The 18,099-nt window shown below is 66.8% G+C and carries 16 protein-coding genes; 7 read left to right on the top strand and 9 right to left on the bottom strand.

From position 1 onward, the window contains the following. Positions 1-13 precede the first annotated feature (13 nt). Entirely contained in the window at positions 14-718 is a 705-nt protein-coding gene (locus AWC25_RS05575; protein WP_069401899.1) for a DUF2334 domain-containing protein, read from the bottom strand. 171 nt (positions 719-889) lie between these two features. Here AWC25_RS05575 and AWC25_RS05570 point away from each other — a divergent pair, with 171 nt between their 5' ends. Both AWC25_RS05570 and AWC25_RS05565 read left to right on the top strand, forming a co-directional pair. Further along, the gene (locus AWC25_RS05570; protein WP_211281020.1) at positions 890-2,509 is read left to right on the top strand and encodes a DHA2 family efflux MFS transporter permease subunit; all 1,620 of its coding nucleotides are present in this window, start codon (positions 890-892) and stop codon (positions 2,507-2,509) included. 159 nt (positions 2,510-2,668) lie between these two features. Continuing rightward, positions 2,669-4,297, top strand: a complete 1,629-nt coding sequence (locus tag AWC25_RS05565; protein ID WP_085166469.1) for a DHA2 family efflux MFS transporter permease subunit — start codon at positions 2,669-2,671, stop codon at positions 4,295-4,297. 11 nt (positions 4,298-4,308) lie between these two features. Here AWC25_RS05565 and AWC25_RS05560 read toward each other — a convergent pair whose 3' ends face one another. Then, the gene (locus tag AWC25_RS05560) at positions 4,309-4,872 is read right to left on the bottom strand and encodes a TetR/AcrR family transcriptional regulator (RefSeq protein WP_069401897.1); all 564 of its coding nucleotides are present in this window, start codon (positions 4,870-4,872) and stop codon (positions 4,309-4,311) included. Positions 4,873-4,962: 90 nt separating this feature from the next. Between AWC25_RS05560 and AWC25_RS05555 the strand changes: the two genes are divergently transcribed. Further along, the gene (locus AWC25_RS05555; RefSeq protein ID WP_085166455.1) at positions 4,963-5,409 is read left to right on the top strand and encodes a DoxX family protein; all 447 of its coding nucleotides are present in this window, start codon (positions 4,963-4,965) and stop codon (positions 5,407-5,409) included. On the opposite strand, the gene AWC25_RS05550 is transcribed toward AWC25_RS05555, so the two are convergent. Together AWC25_RS05550 and AWC25_RS05545 are read right to left on the bottom strand one after the other, a co-directional pair. After that, the gene (locus AWC25_RS05550; protein ID WP_069401917.1) at positions 5,338-7,500 is read right to left on the bottom strand and encodes a S9 family peptidase; all 2,163 of its coding nucleotides are present in this window, start codon (positions 7,498-7,500) and stop codon (positions 5,338-5,340) included. The genes AWC25_RS05555 and AWC25_RS05550 overlap by 72 nt on opposite strands. After that, the gene (locus AWC25_RS05545) at positions 7,497-8,402 is read right to left on the bottom strand and encodes a phosphoribosylaminoimidazolesuccinocarboxamide synthase (RefSeq protein ID WP_085166454.1); all 906 of its coding nucleotides are present in this window, start codon (positions 8,400-8,402) and stop codon (positions 7,497-7,499) included. Before AWC25_RS05545 ends, AWC25_RS05550 begins: the two co-directional genes overlap by 4 nt. A 62-nt stretch (positions 8,403-8,464) precedes the next feature. On the opposite strand from AWC25_RS05545, the gene AWC25_RS05540 reads away from it, so the two are divergent. After that, positions 8,465-9,085, top strand: a complete 621-nt coding sequence (locus tag AWC25_RS05540) for a hypothetical protein (protein WP_085166453.1) — start codon at positions 8,465-8,467, stop codon at positions 9,083-9,085. On the opposite strand, the gene AWC25_RS05535 is transcribed toward AWC25_RS05540, so the two are convergent. The 3 genes from AWC25_RS05535 to purB are packed head-to-tail and all read right to left on the bottom strand — an operon-like array spanning position 9,082 to position 12,727. Continuing rightward, on the bottom strand, positions 9,082-10,068 hold the full coding sequence (locus AWC25_RS05535; protein WP_084229483.1) for a tellurite resistance/C4-dicarboxylate transporter family protein: 987 nt from the start codon (positions 10,066-10,068) through the stop codon (positions 9,082-9,084). The genes AWC25_RS05540 and AWC25_RS05535 overlap by 4 nt on opposite strands. Further along, positions 10,065-11,312 (bottom strand): cytochrome P450, encoded by a 1,248-nt coding sequence (locus AWC25_RS05530; protein WP_069401893.1) that lies wholly within the window; start codon positions 11,310-11,312, stop codon positions 10,065-10,067. The genes AWC25_RS05535 and AWC25_RS05530 overlap by 4 nt, the downstream gene beginning before the upstream one ends. Then, positions 11,309-12,727, bottom strand: coding sequence for an adenylosuccinate lyase (gene purB / locus AWC25_RS05525; RefSeq protein WP_069401892.1), 1,419 nt, complete (start codon positions 12,725-12,727; stop codon positions 11,309-11,311). The genes AWC25_RS05530 and purB overlap by 4 nt, the downstream gene beginning before the upstream one ends. A gap of 82 nt (positions 12,728-12,809) precedes the next feature. Between purB and AWC25_RS05520 the strand changes: the two genes are divergently transcribed. Further along, positions 12,810-13,556, top strand: coding sequence for a DUF429 domain-containing protein (locus AWC25_RS05520; protein ID WP_069401891.1), 747 nt, complete (start codon positions 12,810-12,812; stop codon positions 13,554-13,556). 4 nt (positions 13,557-13,560) lie between these two features. Here the strand turns inward: AWC25_RS05520 and AWC25_RS05515 are convergent, their stop codons facing one another. Further along, a complete protein-coding gene (locus tag AWC25_RS05515) occupies positions 13,561-14,178 on the bottom strand; it encodes a TetR/AcrR family transcriptional regulator (RefSeq protein ID WP_069401890.1) in 618 nt (205 codons plus the stop codon). A 73-nt stretch (positions 14,179-14,251) separates the two neighbouring features. On the opposite strand from AWC25_RS05515, the gene AWC25_RS05510 reads away from it, so the two are divergent. Together AWC25_RS05510 and AWC25_RS05505 are read left to right on the top strand one after the other, a co-directional pair. Then, complete coding sequence (locus AWC25_RS05510; protein ID WP_069401889.1) at positions 14,252-15,169, top strand: alpha/beta hydrolase-fold protein; 918 nt, start codon at positions 14,252-14,254, stop codon at positions 15,167-15,169. Positions 15,170-15,227: 58 nt separating this feature from the next. Next, entirely contained in the window at positions 15,228-16,811 is a 1,584-nt protein-coding gene (locus tag AWC25_RS05505; RefSeq protein WP_069401888.1) for a gamma-glutamyltransferase family protein, read from the top strand. On the opposite strand, the gene purD is transcribed toward AWC25_RS05505, so the two are convergent. Next, positions 16,808-18,076 (bottom strand): phosphoribosylamine--glycine ligase, encoded by a 1,269-nt coding sequence (gene purD, locus AWC25_RS05500; protein WP_085166452.1) that lies wholly within the window; start codon positions 18,074-18,076, stop codon positions 16,808-16,810. The two genes, AWC25_RS05505 and purD, sit on opposite strands and share 4 nt — an antisense overlap. Positions 18,077-18,099: the final 23 nt, after the last annotated feature.

The raw sequence follows: 18,099 nt of genomic DNA, 5'->3' as shown, positions 1-18,099 counted from the left end.
TCAGTCGGCTTGGTCAGGCGGCGTCCAGGATGGCCTTGTCGGGCCGCCACCGATACACCGTAGGCACGCAGCCGTGCATCGAGGCCAGGTCGACGGCGTCCAGCATTGTTTGCAGGGGACCCGGCTTGCGTAATTGCCGCGCCGCGACCGCAACCCGCACGATGCCGCCGCGCCGTGCGATCCGCTCGGCCGACAGCACCACCATCCGGCACCACCACGGCTCGGTCAAGAAGCCTTCGCCGATGCCCAGCACTCTGGCTCGGACGGTGGTGTGACGGACCAGGTCAGTCACCCCGTGTAGATCAGCAAGCAATCGAAAGCCGTTGCGCGGCAATGCCTTCACCACACCCGGTGACACCGTCCAGCCGGGCGCCGCGAACAGCCGGGTACGCAGCCCCATGTGCTCGAGGACGCGGTCGGCGGCCATCAGGCGCAGGTTGGCCTCATGGGCGCGCAGCACGGCGAACTCGCCGCGTCGTTTCTTGCCCGCCGCATCGTCGTAGCCGTGCAGCACGATTGCGTCACCACCGGCGCGACGCGCCGCCAACCATTCGACGGTGCGCGGATCGCGATCGAGTCGGTAGTCGCCGGATAGGCGCGGAGCCACCAGCAACGAAACCGGCACCCTGCGGGCGTCCATTTGGGCGCAGAACGCCTCGACGTCGTCCAGGGTGCGCTCGCCTATCCCCGAGACCGAGACGATCAATTTTCCAGCCACAACCGCAGTTTGGCGAGCTCAGGTGTCGGGACGGTGAAGGACACGCAGACGAGAGGCATATATCAACGCAAACGAACGCCGTGATGCGGTGCCCGCCGGGGCCCCCTCGACAGGGCTGACGCCGACCCGGGAGCAAACGCGTGCCGGCCTCGGCCCCGAAATCGATTCGATATGCTAAGCAACGTCATGGAGAAGGCCCGTTCCGCGGCGGCCGACGCCGCACTGCCGACCACCCCCACCGGGTCGCTGGGCGCCGGCGAACGGGTTTATCCGGACAAATTGGATGCCCCGCTGCTGCGGATTTCCGGCGTGTGCCTGCTGGCCGCCATCATGGCGATACTCGACGTCACCGTCGTCACCGTCGCGCAACGCACCTTCATCACCGAATTCGACTCCGACCAGGCCGTCGTCGCATGGACGATGACCGGCTACACCCTGGGGTTGGCGACGGTGATCCCGTTGGCCGGGTGGGCCGCGGACCGGTTCGGCACCAAACGGCTCTTCATGGGCTCGGTGGTGGCCTTTGTGCTGGGCTCACTGCTCTGCGCGGTGGCGTCAACGATCTTGCAGCTCATCGTTTTTCGCGTGGTGCAAGGCGTCAGCGGCGGCATGCTGATGCCGCTGGGATTCATGATCATGACCCGCGAGGCAGGTCCGGGACGGCTCGGGCGGCTGATGTCAATTCTGAGCATCCCCATGCTGCTGGCGCCGATCGCCGGGCCGATCCTGGGCGGCTGGTTGATCGACACCGCCAGCTGGCGGTGGATTTTCTTGATCAACCTGCCCCTGGGACTGGCGACGCTCGTGCTGGCCGGCGTCGTGTTCCCCAAGGATCAACCGGCGCGCTCGGAGACGTTCGACGTCATCGGCGGACTGCTGCTCTCACCGGGGTTGGCGACGTTCTTGTTCGCCGTGTCGTCGATCCCGCGCTGTGGGACGGTCGCCGACCGTCGCGTGGTGGTGCCCGCCACCATCGGGCTGTTGCTCATCGCCGCCTTCGTCGTACACGCGCTGCGTCGCGGGGATCATCCGCTGATCGATCTGCGGCTGTACCAGAACCCGGTCATCACCCAGGCCAACGTGACGATGTTGCTGTTCGCCGGAGCGTTCTTCGGCGCGGGCCTGCTGCTTCCGAGCTACCTGCAGCAGGTGCTGCACCAGACCCCGATGCAGGCCGGGGTGCACCTGATCCCGCATGGGCTCGGCGCCATGCTGACCATGCGCCTGGCCGGCCCGCTCGTGGACCGGCAGGGGCCCGGAAAGTTTGTCTTGGCCGGTATCGCCATGATCATCGCCGGCCTGGGCGCGTTTGCCTTCGGCGTGGCCCGGCATGTCACCTACCAGCCGATGCTGCTGGTGGCGCTGGCGATCATGGGCCTGGGGATGGGGTGCACGATGATGCCGCTCTCGGTGGCTTCCGTGCAAGCGTTGGCGCCGCACCAGATCGCTCGCGGGACGACGCTGATGAGCGTGAGCCACCAGGTGGGTGGGTCGCTGGGCACCGCGCTGATGGCGATGATTTTGACAAATCAGTTCAACCGCAGCCACGACATCGCCGCGGCGAATAAATTGGCGGCGTTGCAGCAAAAGGCCGCAATTTCCGGCGAGCCCGTCGATCCGTCGCAAATACCGCCCGAAACTCTTGCGCCCGGCTTTTCCGCCAATCTTTTACACGACCTGTCACACGCCTATACGGCGGTATTTGTGGTGTCGGCCATTGTCGTGGCATTCACCATCATCCCGGCAGCATTTTTGCCGAGAAAGCCCGCCATCCAGACCGCCGCCCGATAGCCGTCGAACCCTTGGTCGCTGCCGGTCGCCGGCTATCTGCGTCGCCGGGACCCTGAGCTGGAAGTTTCGCCGCTGACGCGGGCAATGAATGCGCAGCTGAGGGCCGTGGGTATACCCAAAGCTCCAACACAACAGAACGGCCTCGATATGCTCAGCCGCATGCTCAGCGACGCCATGGGACGAGCGCGTTCCGCCGCTCCCAGGGTCGCGGCGCCGCAACCGCCCAGCCCAGTCCAGGCTGCGACCGATCAGGACTATCCGGACAAGCTCGACGCCAAGATGCTTCGCATCGTCTTCGTATGCGGACTCGCGTGCATCATGGCGGTGCTGGACAGCACCGTCGTCGCGGTCGCGCAGGGCACCTTCGTCACCCAGTTCAATTCCGATCAGGCGGTCGTGTCGTGGACGGTCGCGGCCTACATGTTGGCGTTCGCCACCGTTATCCCAATAACGGGGTGGGCGGCCGACAGATTCGGCACCAAACGACTTTTTGTCGGCTCGGTTCTGCTGTTCATGCTGGGCTCGCTGCTCTGTGCGATAGCACCAACCATCGCGCTGCTGATTGTTTTTCGGGTGGTCCAAGGCATCGGCGGCGGCATGTTGATGCCGGTGAGTTTCGTGATCCTGACCCACGAGGCCGGCCCGAAGCGTGTTGGTCGGCTGATGGCGATCGGCGGCATTCCGATTTTGCTCGGGCCGATCGGTGGGCCGATCCTGGGCGGCTGGCTGGTCGGCGCCTACGGCTGGCAGTGGATATTTTTGATCAACCTGCCGATCGGCCTGCTCGCGGTGGTGCTCGCGGTCCTCACCTTCCCGAAAGATCGGCCGGCTCCGGCGGAAGCGCTCGACATCGTCAGTGTGCTGCTGCTGCCCCCCGGTGTCACCTTGTTCCTGGCGGGGGTGTCGTCCGTCCCGGCACAGGGCACGATCCTCAATCGGTACGTGCTGGCACCGACGATCGCGGGGCTGGTGTTGGTCGCGGCCTTTGTCGTTCATTCCTTTCGCGTCGAGCACCCGCTCATCGACCTGCGGCTGTTCAAGAATCGCGTCGTGACGCACGCCAACTTGGCCCTACTGGTATTCGGAGCCCCCTTTGTCGGCGTGGGTCTGCTGGTCCCGAGCTATTTCCAGCTCGTCATGCATCAGACGCCGATGCAGTCCGGGATGCATTTGGTACCGGTCGGCATCGGTGCCGTATTGACGATGCCGCTGGCCGGGGCATTCATGGACAAACACGGGCCCGGCAAAGTCGTGCTGGTCGGCCTGCCCGCCATGGCGATCGGTTTGGGAATCTTCACCTACGGTGTCGCGACGCAGGCCGCGTTTTCGCCGGTGCTGCTGATTGGCCTGGCGGTGATGGGTCTCGGCGTCGGCTGCACCACGTCGCCCCTGTCGGCGGCCGTCCTGCAGTCACTGGCTCCGCATCAAGTCGCACGCGGCACCACGCTGGTGACGGTCAACCAGCAGGTGAGCGGATCGATCGGGGCCGCGTTGATGACGGTAATCCTGACTCAGCTGTTCAACCACAATCAGAGCCTGATCACGGCCAACAAGCTGGTGGCGGCGCAACAACAAAGCAGCGGCCAGCGTCTTCCCGTCGAATCCACGGACAGCGCCTGGAGGGGTCTGGGCCCCGACTTCGCGGCCAGTGTGGCGCAAGCCTTTTCGCACGCCTACACGACCGTGTTCGTGGTCGCCGTCGCCTTGATCGTCGTGACGATCATCCCGGCCGCGTTTTTGCCGATGAGACGGCCGGAGCCGCCGGTAGATCCCGAACCCGCCGCCTGACGACCCGCTAGTTACCCCTCGAACAACATCGTCGCGATCCGCATCACCGTATCCTGCGGGTCGGTTGCCTTCACATCGGCGTTGACCGCGTCGTTGAGCCACAGCGTCGAAAAGCCGTGTACCAGTGACCATGCCGCCAACTGGGCCGCGCCGGGGTCGGCACGCGCCCGGGTATCACTCAATGTCTCGACGCCCCGGGCCAACTCGGTGGCCGCGGCCGTTTCCGCCTCGGCCAGTTCAGTGTTCGCGGAGTCCAGCAGCGGCCGGTTGAACATCACTTGATAGTGCCCGGGGTGGTCGAGGGCGAACCGCACATAGGCAACCGCCGCCGCTGCGAAGTCGCCGCGGACGTCGTTGAGCGCTTCGGCGAGCAGCCGGAAACCCTGCGCGGCCAGGGCGGTGAACAGGCCGCGGCGATCGGTGAAGTGATGAGCCGGCGCGGCGTGTGACACCCCCGCGGCGCGGGCCAGCTCACGCAGCGATATGCCGTTCGCGCCGCGTTCGGCCACCAGTTGCGCGGCGTGGCCGAGGATCACCGCGCGCAGGTCGCCGTGGTGGTAGCTGGGACGGTCCACCGACCCAGCATAGCGGTAAATCTTGACACTGACTAGATCGGAGAGTTAGCGTGAGCGTTGCATCTTGTCACTGCCTAGATTGGATTCGCGATGGCCCCGCTGATCACCCTGTTGTTGGGCAGCGTCGTCGCCGGCGTCGCCGGCCGGTTCGCCGTCGATTACCTGGACGGATCGACCGCGCCGATCGCCGTCGGCCTGGCCGCCATGTTCGTCGTGACCGGTACCGCGCATTTCGCGCCTCCGCTGCGCCGCGACCTCGTCGCGATCGTCCCGCCCCGGCTACCCGCGCCCGCCCTGCTCGTCAGCATCACCGGCGTGCTGGAACTCGTGGGGGCGGTTGGCTTGCTACTGCCTGCTACCCGGGCGATTGCAGCCTGGTGCCTCCTGGTGCTGATGCTGGCCATGTTCCCGGCCAACGTCTACGCATCCCGGATGCCGCAGCCCCCCAAGTCGATGACCACGCGGCTACCGCTGCGCACCGCCACCGAGATCGTCTTCCTCGCCGCCGCCCTGGCGGTCGCCGTCGGCAACGGATAACAGCCAGGCATATTGAAACGCGGTTTCCTGCCATGCCCGGTAACGGCCGCTGACGCCACCGTGGCCCGCCGCCATCTGAGTCTTCAGCAACACCGTGTTCCCGTGCGGGTTGGCGTACCGCAGTGCGGCAACCCATTTGGCCGGCTCGACGTAGTACACCCGGGTGTCGTTAAGCGAGGTCATTGCCAGGATGGCCGGATACCTTTTGGTCTCGACATTCTCGTAGGGTGAATAAGACTTCATGTATGCGTAGACTTCGCTGTCGCTCAACGGGTTTCCCCATTCGTCCCACTCCGTGACGGTCAGCGGCAGGGACGGGTCGAGGATGGTGGTCAGCGGGTCGACGAACGGAACCTGGGCGAGAATTCCGGCGAACAGATCCGGCGCCAGGTTGGCCACCGCGCCCATCAGCAACCCCCCGGCACTGCCGCCCAACGCCACGAGCCGTTCCGGGCGCGTCACGCCGGAGTCCACCAGATGCTGCGCTGCCGCGACGAAGTCGGTGAACGTGTTCTTCTTCTCTAACAGCTTGCCGTGCTCATACCACAGCCGACCCATTTCTCCGCCGCCGCGGACATGGGCGATGGCGAACACCATGCCCCGGTCCAACAGCGACAACCGTGCTATGGAAAAGCTTGGGTCCGTGCAGATTTCGTAGGCACCGTAGCCGTAGATCAGGGTGGGGGCGGGAAGGTCGAGGCCGGCCCGGTGCACGATCGAGACCGGAATCAAGGTGCCGTCGGACGCGGGCGCCCAGTCGCGGCGCTCGATGTAGTCATCGGGTCGATAGTCACCCAGCACGGGTTGCTCCCGCAGCAGCGTGCGCTCACCGGTGCTCAGGTCGATGTCGTAGACCCGCAGGGGCGTGACCAAAGACCCCGCCCTGACCCGAAGCTTTGGCGAAACCCAATTTGGATTGGCGCCCAGGCCCGACGACATCAGTTCCGACTCGAAACCGATTTCCTCCGGCGCACCGTAGCTACCGTCGGAAGAGATGGGCCACAACTGAATTCGCGGCAGCGCCGCGCGCCGGTAGCTGATCACCAGATGACTGGCGAAGGCGTCCGCGGCTTCGATCCGCACATCGTCGCGGTGTGGGATCAGCGTCCGCTGCTGCGTGGGATCGCTGACCGGGGCGTCGGTGAGGGTGAAGTTCACCGCGCCGTCGTTGTGCAGAATCAAGAACCGGTCCTGCCCGCCGACTATCGCGTGCTCCACCGAGTACTCGATGCCTTCCCGGCGTGGCAGCACGACGGTGAACTCGGCCCGCGGGTCCCGCGCGTCGGCGTAGCGGACCTCAGAGGTGATGGACGAGCCGGAGGCGATGAAGACGTAGGCTTCACTGCGGCTCAGCCCCACACCGAGCCAGAATCGTTCGTCGGCTTCGTGATAGACCAGCTCGGCCGCTTCGCCGGAGCCCAGCCGATACCGCCACACCTTGTCCGGGCGGTGGGCGTCGTCCAGGGTCAAGTAGTACACGGTCCGGTTGTCCGCGGCCCATGTCACCCCACTCGCAATGTCGGCGATCTCGTCCGGGTATTTTTCGCCCGTACGTAAGTCTTTGAACCGCAAGGTATACCGCTCGTCACCGACGGTGTCGACGGAATACGCGAGTAGCTGGGAATCCAGGCTCACCAACGCGGCGCCCAGGGCGAAGAAGTCGTGCCCGTCGGCCTCCTCGTTCGAATCGAGCAGAATCTGCTCACCCGCAATCTCGGTGTTCTCGTCCAACGCCGGCGGATCCCAATCGTCGGCGTCGGCGATCGGGCACCGGCACTGAACGCGGTACTGCTGGCCCTCGAACGTGCGCGAGTAATACCACCAATCACCCTGGCGGGTGGGCACCGAGAGGTCGGTCTCCTTGGTACGTGCCTTGATCTCGTCGAAAATCTTCTGCCGCAACGGTTCCAGCTGCTCCAGCGACCGATCGGTGTGGTCGTTTTCGGCCTCGAGATAGGCGATGACCTCGGGACTGGATTTCTCGCGCAGCCACTCGTAAGGATCGACGAAGACGTCACCGTGGTGCGCACGGGTCGTCGGAACACGTTTGGCCACGGGTGGTGCGGGCGTGCGGGCATCGGCCTGCGTCATGCCGCCGGACCGATCCACTCGTCGAAACTCAAACCGGAGATCCGTTCGTAGGCATTGATGTAACGATCGCGGGTGGCGTCGATGATCTGCGGTGGCAACGGCGGTGGCGGTATCGCGCCGTGCCGGTCCCAGCCGGACTCGGGGCTGGTGAGCCAGTTGCGGACGAATTGCTTGTCGAAACTGGTCTGCACCACCCCGACTCGGTAATCCTCGGCGGGCCAGTACCGCGACGAGTCGGGAGTAAAAATCTCGTCGGCCAGCAGCAGATTTCCGTCCGGGTCGGTGCCGAATTCGAACTTGGTGTCGGCGATGATGATTCCCCTCGTCAAGGCGTGGTCGGCGGCGCTTGCATAGATCTGCAGCGTGCGATCGCGCAGCTGGTTGGCGCGGTCTGCACCGACCAGCTCGACCACCCGCTCGAAGGCGATGTTTTCGTCGTGGTCACCCAGCGCGGCCTTGGTAGCCGGTGTGAACAGCGGCTCGGCGAACTTGCTGGCCTCGACCAGACCGGGCGGCAGTTCGATGCCGCAGACCTGTCCGGTCGCCTGGTAGTCCAGCAACCCGGAGCCGGTCAGGTATCCACGCGCCACGCATTCGACCGGCATCATCTCCAACTGCCGTACCACCAACGCGCGGCCCAGCACCTCGTCTGGGATGCGCGGGTCATCCGGCGGCCCGGCCAGGTGATTGGGAGTGCCAGTGAGTTCCGAAACGAGGCCGAAGAAGAAGACGCTCATCGCGGTCAGGATGCGTCCCTTGTCCGGGATCGTGCTGTCCAGAACGAAGTCGTACGCGGAGATCCGGTCGCTGGCGACCAGCAACAGATGCTCGCCGTCGACGCGATAGAGCTCACGGACCTTGCCGCTGGCCAAGTGCTGATAGTCGGACAGTGCAGGGCGCATCCGGCCAGCCTATCGGGCGCCGCCACGTCCGTCGGGCCGGGAGCTGTGCTGGGATCGAGGTCATGAGATCGCGCTTTTTGCCCTACGCCACCACGCCGGGCCGGCTGCTGGCCCAGTTGGTCAGCGACGCCGTCATCGTCGGGTGGACGGCGATCTGGCTGTTGATCGGCACCGCCGTCTACGACGCCATCTCGACGATTGCCGACGCCGGCCGGCAGGTCGAGAACGGCGCCCACAGCATCGCCGACAACCTGGGCTCGGCAGGCCATGGCGCACAACATGTTCCGCTCATCGGGGACACGGTCGGCAAGCCGCTCAACGCGGCCAGTCAAGCCGCCGTCGACATCGCGGGTGCTCTGCACGAACTGGACACCACGGCGAGCTGGCTGGCGGTGCTGCTCGCCCTGGCCGTCGTCGCGGCGCCGATTCTGGTGGCGGCCACGCCGTGGCTCTATCTGCGGCTGCGCTTCTTCCGGCGCAAGTTGACGGTCACCGCGCTGATCGCCACCCCGGCCGGCGAACAGCTGCTGGCACTGCGCGCATTGACCAACCGCGCACCGGCGAAGCTGGCCGCGGTCAGCGCGGATCCGGTCGGTGGCTGGCGTCGCGAGGATCCCTACACGATCCACGCGTTGGCGGCGCTGGAACTGCGCGCGGCGGGCATCGCGCTGCGCGCGCGTTAGGTGCCGGATAAGACGGCGTGGCGGGCGCGCAGCAGGCCGGCCGCCACCACAATCAGCCACGTCGCCAACGCGTCCCAGAAGAAGACGAGCGACACCGTGACCAGCGATCGCTGGTCCAGTTCCGCGGCCATCGTGTAGGTCGCCGTCGAGTACATGCCGAGCGGGAACACCAGGGCCCACCACACACCGGCGAAGCGCAGCATCTCGGGGCGACGGCTGATCCGGTGCAAGCCGAAATAGATCAGTGGCGGTATCCACAGCGTGGCCGCCGCCCAGGTCGCCACCGTGACGACGACGGCCGGCCCGGTAAGCCAGCCCGGCGCGTGCAGGTAGATGTTCTCCCCGGCCAGCGTGGCAATCGCCAAGCCGCCCATCAAGATCCAGGTGTCGGGCTCGAACCCGTCACGGTCCTGACGTTCGGTGACGGTGCGCCACAAGATCAGCCAGGTCATCAAGGCGTAGCTGCACAACCCGGCGAGCCAGACCGGCACCGCTATCCCGAGCCACCAATGCTGGGAGGTCGACCCCGCGACTTTGACCGCGACAATCGCCAGGCCCGAGGTTCCCACGCTGGCCAGTTCCCACGCGCCGTGCGCCTGGTCGCGTAGCGCCGGCCACCGGCGTGTCGAGAAATTGCGGACACTCAGCGCCACCAGCACCAGCCAGGACACCAAAGCCGAGGTTCCCAGCACCCACACCAAGACCGGGTGGGCCGCCAGCCGACTGTCCAACACCGCGCAGGCCGCGACAAAGGTAAACAGCCGCAACGTGACATCGGGATCGCGCAGGTTCCAGTGCGCCAGCCGTCGCGTCATGATGACCAGCGCCAGCAGCGACACCAGACCCACCGATGCGAGGGCGCCCAGCGTTTGGCTGATCTTTGCGTAGTGATGATTGGCCGCCGCGACAGACAGGATCCCGGTCGCCATCACCGCGGCGAACACATCGGGCGACGGCTCGATGTCGGCGAGCCGGACCCTCACTGTTCCTCGAGGAGTTCCACGACCAAGTGCCGGATACCGGTGTGGCGGTTGCTCCGTGTCCATTCGACGGGTCCGGCCACCCGAACCGCGCCGAAACGCGAGAGCAGCTCCTCGAACAGGACCCGCAATTCCAGGCGGGCCAGATTGGCGCCCAGGCAGTAGTGCACACCTTGGCCGAAACCCAAGTGCGGATTGGGTTTGCGGCCGATGTCGAATTCGTCCGGCCGGTCGAACACGTCCCCGTCGCGGTTGGCCGAACCCTCCCAGATCTGCACCTTCGCACCGGCGCTGATCGTCCGGCCGCCGAGGATGACGTCGCGCGTGGCGGTGCGCCGTTTGGACGGCGACGGCGACGTCCAGCGCACGATCTCTTCGATCGCCGTCGGCAACAGCGCGAAATCGTCTCGCAGCCTGGCCAATTGCTCGGGGTGCTGGGCCAGCGCCAGCAGCCCGCCGGCGACCGCGTTACGCGTCGTCTCGGCACCGGCGCTGAACAGCAGGCTGAAGAACAGGTATAGCTCGAGCTCCGACAACGCCGGGGCCTCGGCGTCGCCGAGAACGGCGTTGGCGACGACCGACAACATGTCGTCGGTGGGGTTCGCGCGCTTGGCCGCGATCAGCTCCTGGCCGTAGGCATACATCCGCGACCCGGCTTCTTCGGCGGACAACTGCGGCAGGGCGGCCCGGCGTGCGGCACCGAAGTCGAACTGTGGCTCGATGGCCTGGAATAGCCAATGCCGTTCGGATTCCGGCACTCCCAGCAAGATGCAAATCATCTGCATCGGCAACTCGGCGGCGATATCGACCAGGAAGTCGAACGGTTCACCGGGCGCCACGTCGTCGAGCAGCCGGCGCGCGCGCGACCGCAGATCGTCTTCGACCAACCCGATCATGCGCGGCGTCAGCCCGGAACTGACCAGGCGCCGAATCTGCGAATGCCGAGGGTCGTCCATCATGTTGAGCACCTGGCCCGCGATGGACAGGTCCTGCAGCAACGTCCCGCCGAACGGCCGAGCACCCCCGGTCACCGACGAGTAGGTCTGTGGATCCTTTAGCACCGCAAGCGTTTCCGCATAGCCAGCGACGGACCAAAAGCCCTCGCCGTCGGGGGTGTTGTCCGTCGGCTCGTGCCAATAGACCGGCGCTTCTCGACGATGCACGGCAAACAGGTCGTGCGGGAAACCGTTGGCGAAGTTGTCCAGATCGGTGAAGTCGATGCCCGAAAGCGCCGCGGTGAGCGTCACAGGATCTCACCCGGAACATATTTGGCGGCGTCCGGGTAATTGCTCACCAGCGCCTCCACCGCCGCTGCGACCTCGTCGACCTGGTCACCGGCGGCCCCGGTGAACGCCTGCTTGTCCGCGAGCGCGGCGTCCAGCGCGGCGCGGTCCAGCGGCAGCCGGCCATCGGCGGCGAGCCGGTCCAGCAGGTCGGGTTCGGCGCCACGTTCCCGCATCGCCAGAGCCGTTGCCACCGCGTGTTCCCGGATCACGTGGTGGGCGGCCTCGCGGCCCATCCCGGCGCGCACGGCGGCGATCAACACCTTGGTGGTGGCGAGGAACGGTAGATAGCGATCCAGTTCGCGCTCGATCACCGCCGGGTAGGCGCCGAACTCGTCGAGCACCGTCAAGAACGTCTCGATCTGGCCGTCGACTGCAAAAAAGCTGTCCGGCAACGCAACCCGGCGTACGACCGAGCAGAACACGTCGCCCTCGTTCCACTGGGCGCCGGCCAATTCGGCGGTCATGGACGCGTAACCGCGCAGCACCACCTGCAGCCCGTTGACCCGCTCGCAGCTGCGCGTATTCATCTTGTGCGGCATCGCCGACGAGCCGACCTGGCCGGGCGCGAACCCCTCGGTGACCAGTTCGTGGCCGGCCATCAGGCGGATGGTGTGCGCCATCGAGGACGGCCCGGCCCCCAGCTGGACCAGGGCGGAGAGCACGTCATGGTCCAGCGATCGCGGATACACCTGCCCGACGCTGGTCAAAACCGTTGTAAAGCCTAGGAATTCGGCAACACGCTGTTCCAGCTCGGCCAGCTTGACCGCGTCACCGTCCAACAGGTCCAGCATGTCCTGCGAGGTTCCCATCGGGCCCTTGATGCCGCGCAGTGGGTAGCGGTCGATCAATTCGCGCAGCCGCGTCAACGCGATCAGCGTTTCCTGGGCCGCGGAGGCGAACCGCTTGCCCAGGGTGGTCGCCTGCGCGGCGACGTTGTGGCTGCGCCCCGCCATCACCAGATCGCGGTAGGCCACCGCCCGCTCGGCCAGCCGCGCAACCACGGCCACGCCGTGCGCGAACACCAATTCCAGCGACCGCCGGATCTGCAGTTGCTCGACGTTTTCGGTCAGGTCGCGGCTGGTCATCCCCTTGTGCACGTGCTCGTGGCCGGCCAGTGCGTTGAATTCCTCGATGCGCGCCTTGACGTCATGGCGCAGCACCCGTTCCCGCGCCGCGATCGAGGCCAGGTCCACGGTCTCCAGCACTCTCTCGTAGTCGGCGACCGCGTCCGCGGGCACGGCAACGCCGAGTTCCGTTTGTGCCCGCAATACGGCTAGCCACAATCGGCGTTCGGCGACGACCTTGGCCTCGGGCGACCAGATCGCGACCATCTCGGCGCTGGCGTACCGGGCAGCCAGCACATTCGGAATGCTCACCGGGTCAGCTTATCGACCGCGAGACTGCGACTGGCAACGCATTTCCCAAGAGTAGGGACGGCGGTAGTTACAGTTTCGCGGCATGTACTTCGCCGGCGTCGACCTGGCCTGGGGCGTCCGCAACCCGACCGGCGTCGCGGTCGTCGACTCCGACGGTTGCCTGGTGCGGGCCTGCGCGGTCCGCGACGACGACCAAATCCGGGCCGAATTGCGGCCTTACCTGCACGGCCCCTGCGTGGTCGGATTTGACGCGCCGCTGGTGGTGACCAACCCGACCGGCACCCGCCCGGCCGAGGCCGCGCTGAATCGCGACTTTCGCCGCTTCGAGGCCGGCGCCCATCCGGCCAACACCGGCAGACCCGAGTTCGCGAATGGTTCGCGCGGGGGCCGATTGGCCGCCGCGCTGAGCCTGGATCTGGACCCGGATTCGCCCGGCATGCGCCGCGCCATCGAGGTCTATCCGCACGCCGCGACTGTCGCGCTGTTCCGCCTGGAGCGGACGTTGAAGTACAAAGCCAAGCCCGGTCGCAGCGTGGATCGCCTCCGATCCGAGCTGTTGCTGCTGATGGACCGTGTGGAACGGCTCGCCGACACCGACGTGCGGCTGCGCGTCGCAGATCACCACGACTGGGTGGCGCTGCGGGCACAAGTGATGGCCGCAGAGCGCAAAAGCGAACTGCGCCGCGCCGAGGATCCCGTCGACGCGGTGGTTTGCGCCTACGTGGCGTTGTACTCGGTGCGTTGCCCGGCGCGCACCACCATCTACGGCGACGCCGACACCGGATACATCGTGACCCCGTCGCTGCCGCCGGAGCTGACCGAACGGTGACCGATCAGATCCGCACCGGCCGTTCGTCGATGGGCGCGAGCACATCGATGATGTCGATCACGGTGCCCATTGCCGCGGTACGCGGGTCACGGCCCTCGACCAGCGCGGAGACGACCGAACCGTCAACCGCGCAGATCAGCGTGCAGATCAGCTCGATGCGCACCGCCCGGCCGGACCGCTCGATCGCCTCGGCCACGGCGTCGGCGCGCTGACGCAGACTGCGGCGCATCGTCTCGCGCAGCGCGGTCAGGCGGGTGCAGGCGATGTTGCGTTCGTACCGCGAGATCAGTTGCTCGACGAGGGTCTGGTCGGACAGGTCTCCCACCAACAGGTCGACCAACACCTCGGCGGTGGTCTCGGGCCCGCGGCGCCGGCGAGACAGCACGTTGACCCGGGCGCGTAGCTGGGCCACCTCGATCATCGCGATGTGCTCGACGGCGCGGGCGATCAAGTCGTCAAGGGAAGAGAAGTAATAGGTGGTGGACGCCAGCGGCAGGCCGGCGCGCTGCGCGACCGCACGGTGTCGCACCGCCTCGAAACCCCCCTCGGCAAGCAGCTCGGCGGCAGCGCTGACGAGCGCATACCGTCGACGTTCTCCTTTCGGAGTAACCGCTGCAGTCACGAGTAGCCATCGTGCCAGCCAAAGTGGTACTGCATTGCCATTTCCGCCAAACGTCCGACCGAACCCACATGGCATGATGGCCGGCATGCCTGATGTCAGCCGCCGCGCCGTGCTCGGTCTTGGTGCCAGCGCGGCCATCGGCGCAACGGGTGCGCTCGTGATCGACAACCTGTTACACACCAGAACATCTCGCAGCGTTCCCGTGTCGACGGCCAGCACGCAGGTGCCGATGGCCCCGCCCGCCGCACCGCTTGAGCCGCCGGCACCACCGGCGGAGCCTGCCCCCACCATGACGACCGGTTCGTTCGTGTCCGCGGCCCGGGGCGGCATCTCGACCAACTGGGCTATCGCGCGGCCGCCGGGACAGACGAAGCCGCTGCGACCGGTGATCGCGCTGCACGGCAAGGGCAGTGACGCGGCCACCGTGATGGCCGGCGGTGTCGAACAGGGTCTGGCCCAGGCCGTCGACGCCGGATTGCCGCCGTTCGCGGTCGTCGCCGTCGACGGTGGCGGCAGTTATTGGCACAAGCGGGCTTCCGGAGAGGACTCCGGGGCGATGGTGCTGGGCGAGCTGCTTCCGATGCTCGACACCCAGCGCCTGGACACCTCGCGGGTGGCGTTTCTGGGATGGTCAATGGGCGGGTATGGCGCCTTGTTGCTCGGCGGTCAGCTGGGAGCGGCGCGCACTGCGGCGATCTGTGCGGTGAGCCCGGCGCTGTGGCTGTCGTCGGGGGCGGCGGCGCCCGGCGCTTTCGACGGACCCGACGACTTCGCGGCGAATTCGGTGTTCGGAATGCCTGCCTTGGCGTCCATTCCGATCCGAATCGACTGCGGTGACAGTGATCCGTTCTACGACGCGACCAAGCAGTTCATCGCGCAGTTGCCCAACCCGCCCGCGGGCGGGTTCTCACCCGGCGGCCACAATCCCGCGTTCTGGAGTTCCCAGCTACCGGCCGAGCTGACCTGGCTGGCGCCGCTGCTGACCGCCTAGGTCGCGGTGGCATCGGGACGGCCCCGCCGGAATCGGCGGTAGCGCTACGCTCGCGTGCGTGAACGCACCTTTCGACTGGTCCTTCCCCTACGCCTGGCCGCGCAAGCCCGTGCTGGGCGCCAACGTGGTGTGCACCTCGCAGCCACTTGCCGCCCAGGCCGGACTTCGGATGCTCGCCCAGGGCGGCAGCGCCGCCGACGCGGCGGTCGCGACCGCCATCGCGCTGACCCTGGTGGAGCCGGTATCCAACGGGATCGGCTCGGACGCTTTCGCCATCGTCTGGGACGGCAAGCATCTGCATGGCTTGAACGCCTCCGGCCGCTCCCCGGCGGCGTGGACGCCAGAGTACTTCGGCGGCAACACAATTCCGGTGGTCGGGTGGAATTCGGTGACGGTTCCGGGCGCGGTGTCGGCGTGGGTGGAGCTGCACGCGAAATTCGGCAGGCTGCCGTTCGAGCAACTCTTCGAGCCGACCATCGCCTACGGCCGTGACGGCTTCTTGGTCTCCCCGACGATCGCGCAGCAGTGGGCCGCTCAGGTCCCGGTGTTCGAATCGCAGCCCGGCTTCGCCGAGGCGTTTCTGCCCGACGGGCGAGCGCCGCGTGCGGGCGAGCGGTTCCGGTTCCCGGACCATGCGGCCACCCTGGAAAAGATCGCCACCACCGGCGGAGCCGCGTTTTATCGTGGCGAGCTGGCAAACCAACTCGAAGCACACGCAACGGCGACCGGCGGCGCGATGCGCGCCAGTGACCTGGCCGCTCACCGCGCCGACTGGGTGGGCACGATCAGCGGCGGATACCGCGGATACACCGTCCACGAGATCCCGCCCAATGGTCAGGGCATCGTGGCGTTGATCGCGCTCGGCATTTTGCAGCACTTCGACATGGCTTCGCTGCCAGTGGATTCCGCGGACAGTGTGCATCTGCAGATCGAGGCGCTCAAGCTGGCCTTTGCCGACGCACACGCCTATGTCTCCGACATCGACCACATGTCGATCCGACCCGAGGACTTGTTGGAGGAGGGGTATCTGAAGCAACGGGCCGGGTTGATCGACCGCGAGCGGGCCAGGACCGCATCCGCGGGCACCCCGGGTGGTGGCACGGTGTACCTCACCGCCGCGGACGCCTCGGGGCAGATGGTGTCGATGATCCAGTCGAACTACATGGGCTTCGGATCCGGCGTCGTGGTGCCGGGCACCGGTATTTCCCTGCAAAACCGGGGCGCGGGTTTCGTTGCCGCACAAGGTCACCCGAATCAGGTCGGCCCGAACAAGCGGCCATTCCAGACCATCATCCCCGGTTTTGTCACCAAGGACGGTGCACCCGTGATGAGCTTCGGCGTGATGGGCGGCCCAATGCAACCCCAGGGCCACGTTCAGGTGATGGTGCGCATCGCCGACCACGGCCAGAACCCGCAAGCAGCGTGCGACGGCCCGCGGTTCCGCTGGATGGACGGTTTGCAGGTCAGCTGCGAACAAGGGTTTTCGCCGTCGACGCTGGAGGAATTGCGCCGACGCGGGCACGACCTGCTCACCGTCGACGACTACAACGCCTTCGGCAGCTGCCAAGCGATTTGGCGCCTCGATGGCGGATACGTGGCGGCCAGCGATCCTCGTCGCGACGGTCAGGCCGTGGCGTTCTAGAGTTCGATCTTGCCCTCTTGGGCCAGCAATCCGATATCGCTTCGGAAATGGCTGCCCGGCAAGCGGATTGACTCCAGAATGCGGTAGGCGTGCGAACGCGCCGCAGCCAGATCGGCACCGGTGCCGACCACCGAGAGCACCCGGCCCCCGGACGAGACGGTGGCTCCGTCGTCGCGCACCGTCGTCCCGGCGTGCAGCACCCCCTCGGCCTCGGACCCGATGATGACGTCGCCGACCCGCGGCCGGCCCGGATAGTTTTCGGCCGCCAGCACAACCGTCACGGCGGCGCCGTCACGCCAACGCACCTCGCCGAAGTCGGCGAGCGTGCCGCTACCGGCCGCGTAGAGCAACTGGCCCAGCGGCGAGTCCAGCAGGGCCAGCACGGCTTGGGTCTCGGGATCGCCGAAGCGACAGTTGAATTCGACCACCGCCGGCCCGTTGGCGGTGATGGCCAGTCCGGCGTACAGCAAACCCGAGAATGGAGATCCACGCCGAACCATCTCGGCGGCAACAGGTTCCACGATGCGGGTGACCACATCCCGATACACGTGATCGGGCAGCCACGGCAGTGGCGCGTAGGCCCCCATGCCACCGGTGTTGGGACCGGTGTCGCCGTCGCCCACCCGTTTGAAGTCCTGTGCGGGCAGCAACGGCACCACCGTCGCGCCGTCGACGACGCAGAACAGCGAAACCTCGGGGCCGTCGAGGAACGACTCCAGCAAGACGGGATGACCCGACTCGAGCAAGCTGGCGGCGTGCGCCCGCGCGACGTCGCGATCCGGCGTCACCACCACGCCTTTGCCGGCGGCCAACGAGTCGTCCTTGACCACCCACGCCGGATCGCCGCCCGGTGGGCCGAAACGCTCTAGCGCTGCGTCCAAATGTCCCGGGTTGTCGATGATCTCGCTGGATGCGGTCCGAACCCCCGCGGCCGCCATGACCTCTTTGGCGAACGCCTTCGAACCCTCGATTCGCGCCGCGTCCTTGCTGGGACCGAAGCACACGATGCCGGCCGAGCGCACCGCGTCGGCGACCCCGAGTACCAACGGCACCTCGGGGCCGATCACGACCAAGTCGGCGGCCACGTCGCGGGCCAGTGCGACGACGGCTTCGCCGGAGGTGATGTCGACGTCGCGCTGCTCGGCGAGCCGGCCGGTGCCGGCATTGCCCGGGGCGATCACCAACCCCGTGACCTGTGGATCCCGGCTCAGAGCCAGGAGCAAGGCATGCTCACGGGCACCGGACCCGATCACCAGAACGCGCACGACACGTCAGACTAGCCGCGCAA

Source organism: Mycobacterium sherrisii, from assembly GCF_002102355.1.
In the GTDB taxonomy this organism is placed as follows: domain Bacteria; phylum Actinomycetota; class Actinomycetes; order Mycobacteriales; family Mycobacteriaceae; genus Mycobacterium; species Mycobacterium sherrisii.
Note: the sequence above shows the minus strand (reverse complement) of the source record. Positions and strands in the feature narration are given on the sequence as shown.